This window comes from Aeromonas sp. QDB23 (genome assembly GCF_027707745.1).
GTDB lineage: Bacteria > Pseudomonadota > Gammaproteobacteria > Enterobacterales > Aeromonadaceae > Aeromonas > Aeromonas allosaccharophila.
Genome location: NZ_JAPCJA010000110.1, coordinates 1 through 4,497, shown reverse-complemented (window position 1 = coordinate 4,497; position 4,497 = coordinate 1). Strand labels below are relative to the sequence as shown.

Sequence of the window (4,497 nt, the reverse complement as noted above, 5' to 3'; positions counted from 1 at the left end):
ATACCCCTCTGGAGGCCGCGGACGGCGTGGCCTCCAGAGCACTTTGTCGTTTTTGGACGGAAAATCCCTAGAACCCCATATTCGCCAGTTCCCCCCGGTTGAGTACGAACTGGCGATCTATCAAGGCTCACCGTGGCTATGGGCCGATGGAAAGCCGCTGATCGACCTCCTCGATGCGACCTCTTGGGGTGGTGCAGCCATATCCGTTCCTGCTCCCTTATCGGGTGCAAGGGGGCGTGACGTGTTGCGGTAGCGAAAGCGGTGCGGTAACTTGTTGTCCAGAAAAGACAAACCCCGAAGCTCTGCTGATCAACTTGGCGGAAGACTCAGAGCATTCGGGGCCGTTCACAAAGAACAGGAAAAGCATAACACATGCACGATCTCAGACAACCCTGCACCGCCAATAAGCGCGGTGATCTCTGACTCAGACGGCCCAAAACCTCTTCATAGACAGGCTTCCGCGCCGCCCCTACTGCACCAACGACAAATCGATGGGGCTGCTCATTCGTCCGCAGGCTACTGCGCTGGGCTATAGCCACATCCAGTTCAACCCGCCGCCGCATGTCGCCATGCTGGTGTTCGACGTGGACAAGAAGCACCAGCATGACCCCCAGCGCGATGGCTACCACGAGTGGCAGGATAGGGGGCTGCCTGCCCCGCACTGGATCTCGATCAACCCAGAGAACGGCAATTACCACCTTGGTTACCTGCTGGCCTCGCCCGTGGCGCGATCCAGTGTCGCCAGATTGGGGCCGTTGCGTTACCTGGCTGCCATCGAGCACGTTCTAGCGAAACGATTGGGGGCCGATCTGAGGTATGCAGGGCTGGTCACAAAAAACCCCGTCCACAGCGATTGGATGACGTTCTGGCACGACATTGAACCCTACACCCTCGACTATCTCGCCGAGTTTTGCCCAGATGCTGATCTGGCGGCCTTTAGTGGCCGTAAGCGCAAAGAAGCGAGCGGGTTGGGGCGTAACATAGAGGTGTTCGATAACGTGCGGGAATGGGCCTATAAGGCCGTCAGACGGTTTTGGCGGCCCAACGGCTATGACGCATGGGCCGATGCCGTGCTTGCGGCCTGTGAGAGCGCCAATGCGTTTGGCTTGGAGCAAGGCGGTCCGCTGCCAGTGTCCGAGATTAAGTCTACGGCCAAGAGCATTGCCCGCTGGGTCTGGCGGAACCTAACTCCGTCCGCGTTTGCGGATTACGTTGATCGGACACATACCTCCGAGATCCAAGCGCGGAGAGGGGCTAAGGGCGGTAAGGTATCCAAGGGAGGGGGAAGGCCGAGCAATAGCGGTAAGGACAAGTCCGATCTATTGCCGGAGGTTCTGCGGCTTAAGGCTCAGGGGTACACCAACCGCGATATAGCGGACGATCTTCAAATCTCCCCCAGTACGGTGAGCGTTTACCTAAAGCGTGATCATCCGTGATCGAAACAAGCCTATATCAGATAACAGCGCCCGAAAGGGCGTTCTCGAGCTTTTGCCTTTTAGTCTTAAAAATCCTTTTAGAGCGGATCCTTGGCGAGGTGGGGAACGGCCGGACCGAAGGCCGTCCATCGCCCCCCGGCTCTATCGGGGGGTGTGGGCGGGGCCGTTGTCCACGGAGCGATCTTGCTCTGGCCCCGGTTACTCGTCTGCCGGGATCGCGTAGATCGCCCGCTCTATCCGCTCCAGCGTTTCCGCGTCCACCATCTCCGTGATCCCCTTGACCTTAGCGAAGGCCAGAATGGTTTTTACTGCCCTCAGATCATTCCTGTTTAACGTCACGGTAACGTTTATTTCCTGTTGCTTCGCCCGGTAGGTAGCCTGCCGTTCTGCCCCCGTCTTGGCTGTCCCTGTCTTTGGTCTACCACGACCTCGCCTGATGCCGAACATGTCCCCAGTTCCCTGATCCGCTGCGTCCTTCATGATGCTCTTTCCTGTCACTGTTACGGTAATTCATTATCTGTCACGGTGACGTTTATTGCAAGTTGCCGACCCCCTCGTTTTCTGCTTTACTGGTATTAAGCCAGCCGACCCCGTATTACATTACGCCCGCTTCGCGGTCTCCATGTATCCGGGGGCTGGTGAGGGGCTCCGCCCCTTCAAACCCCACGCTGCTACGCCGCTTGGAGAGCCAATGACAAAGCCAGAGCTAAAGACAACAACGGCCAGCCTTCGCCTCGATCCTGCCACCCTGGCCAAGTGGCGCCAGGGGGCCAGCGACGAGGGGCTGACCCTCTCCGACTGGCTGAGAGCCAAGGTGGATGCCGACCAGCAAACCCATATATCCCCCGCCCGGTCGCGGCGGGAACGAGACCCCCGCCACCTGGCAGATCCTGCGCTAATGCGCCAGCTCGCGGCGTTGGGATCGAACCTCAACCAGATCGCCAGGGCGGTGAACGAATGCCGCCTGGTAGGGAGCTCGGTTCACCTGGTGGAGCTGCTGACGTTGCTACGTAGCATCGAGGAGAGCGCCGGGAGACTACTGCCGCAGCTTCCGCCTCCGCCGAACCGGGAGGATGACGGGCATGATGATTAAGTTCCTGGCTCATGGCACCGGTAAGGCCAGCAGTGCGGCGACCTATTTGCTGGACAGTCACGACCACAAGGGCGAGGAACGTGCCGGGGTGGCGGTGTTGCGGGGTGATCCGCAGCAGTTCGCCGCCGTGGCGGACTCGCTCGATTTTCAGCATCGATACCGGAGTGCGGTGATCTCCTGGTCGGAGGAAGAGGCCCCCAGTGACGCCGAGATCGGCGCGGTGCTGGACGACTTCGAGGCGCTGTCCTTTGCCGGACTGGATAGGCAGGACGTGCATCTGACCGCCGTGCAGCACCGGGAGGCCGGGGGCGGTGTCCACGTCCACATCCTGGTGCCCCGTGTTCACCTGGGCACGGGTAAATCTCTGAACATTGCCCCGCCCGGACATAGAAAAGACTTTGACGCCCTGCGGGATAAATGGAACTACGGCAAGGGCTGGGCCAGACCAGACGACCCGCTCCGGGCACGGCTGATACAGCCCTCCTTTGACGCCTACAAGGGCCAGCAGGACAGGACTGCCATCAAGCGGCAGATAGGGGATCACCTGCTTGGGGCGGTGGCTCAGGGGCTGATCCGCGACCGGGGCGAATTACTCGAGTACCTGGGCGAGGTGCTCGAATTCGAGATCACCCGCCAGGGCAAGGACTACATCACGATCAGGCCGGAGGGATACCCGCAGGGCATCCGGCTCAAAGGAGAGCTGTATGGAGAAGGGTGGCGAGCTGAAAACACGCTTGAGCGAGAGACTAGCGCAGCGGCAAGCCGAGGAGCTGGCCGAGGTGGCCACGTTGACCGAGGCCAATCTGACACAGCTCAGCGAGCGTTTGACAAAGCATGTGAGCGCCGAGCTGAGTACAACCAGGGACGCTATTCGGCAGCAGAGCGAGCAGATCACCACGTTGTTAGGTTCACAGCAGAGCGCCTTGGAACAACAACAGGCGACCGTGGACGCGCTCAAATGCTTGAGCTTGACGGACTTGGAGCAGATCCAAAAGGGGTTAAACGACGCGATCACTCTCGCCCAGGGGAAGGCAATCGAGCAGGCGATCGATCCGCTCAGGACGGCCCTAGAGCAACTCAAGACGGACGGGGAGGCCCTGAGTCTGGTGACGTTCCGGGGATGGCTCAAACCGCTGCTGATATCGATGGCGGTGATCCTAGGGGCCGGGGGCAGTACCTGGGGGGTGGCAGCGTACCTGGCGAACGAGATCACCGGGCAACTGACCGAGCTTCAGAGCCTAAACCAGCAGATCAGCACAGCCCAACGGACCCTAGACAGCTTGCCCAAAGGGGTGACGTTCGTGCGCGACCGAGATGGGCAGTACATCGTGGCGAGGCAGATCGATACACCGTTCAAGATGGACGAAGGGACGTACAAGGGCCTGATGGCCGTGGGGGTGAAGTAGATGACCGAATTAGAGCGGCTGCTGACAGCTCAATTCGAGCGGATGGAACAACGGCACCAGGACGAGACGATGGACTTGCGGGCGCAGCTCGACGCGCAACAGCGCGCTTTGAAGAGCTTGCAGGCGCAGTTGCAGAGCACATTGGGCGAGTACGAGAAGCATTGCGCCAGCTTACACACCGCCTTCGTGGCCTTGGAGAAGAGTACCAGGAGCGAGCTAGCCAGCATGGGCCGGAGTTTGGACCAGACCAACCGGGCTACCGGAGCAGCACTTGGGTCATTGAACAGCAGTGTGAGCATAGTCAAAAGCTCGCTGGAGAGCTTGAACAAGGCGCAGAGTTGATCGTCGATAGGGCCGCGGTGCTGCGAAAAGAGCAGAGCCAGAGTAGCGGGTTGAGTATGTAATATAACGTCACAGTGACAATAATTAAGTAGATCGGGTATGAAATCAGGTCGGTTGGGTACTCCTGACGCGGTGGCGCATATTGGGGTTCTAGGGATTTTCCGTCCAAATGCGACATTCAGACTGCTAAGTGATTGATTTATTGTGACTGGCTATGTGA

Annotated in this window: 5 protein-coding genes; 4 read left to right on the top strand and 1 reads right to left on the bottom strand. The window is 59.4% G+C overall.

The window, feature by feature from the left end; translation table 11 throughout:
- The first annotated feature begins 491 nt into the window (after positions 1–491).
- Positions 492–1,436 (top strand): replication initiation protein, encoded by a 945-nt coding sequence (locus PG888_RS22420; RefSeq protein ID WP_215270799.1) that lies wholly within the window; start codon positions 492–494, stop codon positions 1,434–1,436.
- Between the two features lie 198 nt (positions 1,437–1,634).
- Here PG888_RS22420 and PG888_RS22415 read toward each other — a convergent pair whose 3' ends face one another.
- Entirely contained in the window at positions 1,635–1,916 is a 282-nt protein-coding gene (locus PG888_RS22415; RefSeq protein WP_082020691.1) for a hypothetical protein, read from the bottom strand.
- Between the two features lie 211 nt (positions 1,917–2,127).
- Between PG888_RS22415 and mobC the strand changes: the two genes are divergently transcribed.
- The 3 genes from mobC to PG888_RS22395 all read left to right on the top strand — a co-directional run bounded on the left by mobC (position 2,128) and on the right by PG888_RS22395 (position 4,277).
- Positions 2,128–2,529 carry a plasmid mobilization relaxosome protein MobC gene (gene mobC / locus PG888_RS22410; protein ID WP_039168860.1) on the top strand — a complete coding sequence of 134 codons (402 nt, stop codon included), beginning with the start codon at positions 2,128–2,130 and terminating at the stop codon, positions 2,527–2,529.
- A gap of 704 nt (positions 2,530–3,233) precedes the next feature.
- Entirely contained in the window at positions 3,234–3,935 is a 702-nt protein-coding gene (locus PG888_RS22400; RefSeq protein WP_223938277.1) for a hypothetical protein, read from the top strand.
- Entirely contained in the window at positions 3,936–4,277 is a 342-nt protein-coding gene (locus tag PG888_RS22395; protein WP_039168756.1) for a hypothetical protein, read from the top strand.
- The last annotated feature ends 220 nt before the right edge of the window (positions 4,278–4,497 follow it).

What these genes read in the sequence shown, in the direction of transcription:
- PG888_RS22420 (WP_215270799.1), top strand. Translation starts at nt 492, where the DNA reads ATGGGGCTGCTCATTCGTCCGCAGGCTACTGCGCTGGGCTATAGCCAC.
- PG888_RS22415 (WP_082020691.1), bottom strand. Translation starts at nt 1,916, where the DNA reads ATGAAGGACGCAGCGGATCAGGGAACTGGGGACATGTTCGGCATCAGG.
- PG888_RS22395 (WP_039168756.1), top strand. Translation starts at nt 3,936, where the DNA reads ATGACCGAATTAGAGCGGCTGCTGACAGCTCAATTCGAGCGGATGGAA.
- mobC (WP_039168860.1), top strand. Translation starts at nt 2,128, where the DNA reads ATGACAAAGCCAGAGCTAAAGACAACAACGGCCAGCCTTCGCCTCGAT.
- PG888_RS22400 (WP_223938277.1), top strand. Translation starts at nt 3,234, where the DNA reads ATGGAGAAGGGTGGCGAGCTGAAAACACGCTTGAGCGAGAGACTAGCG.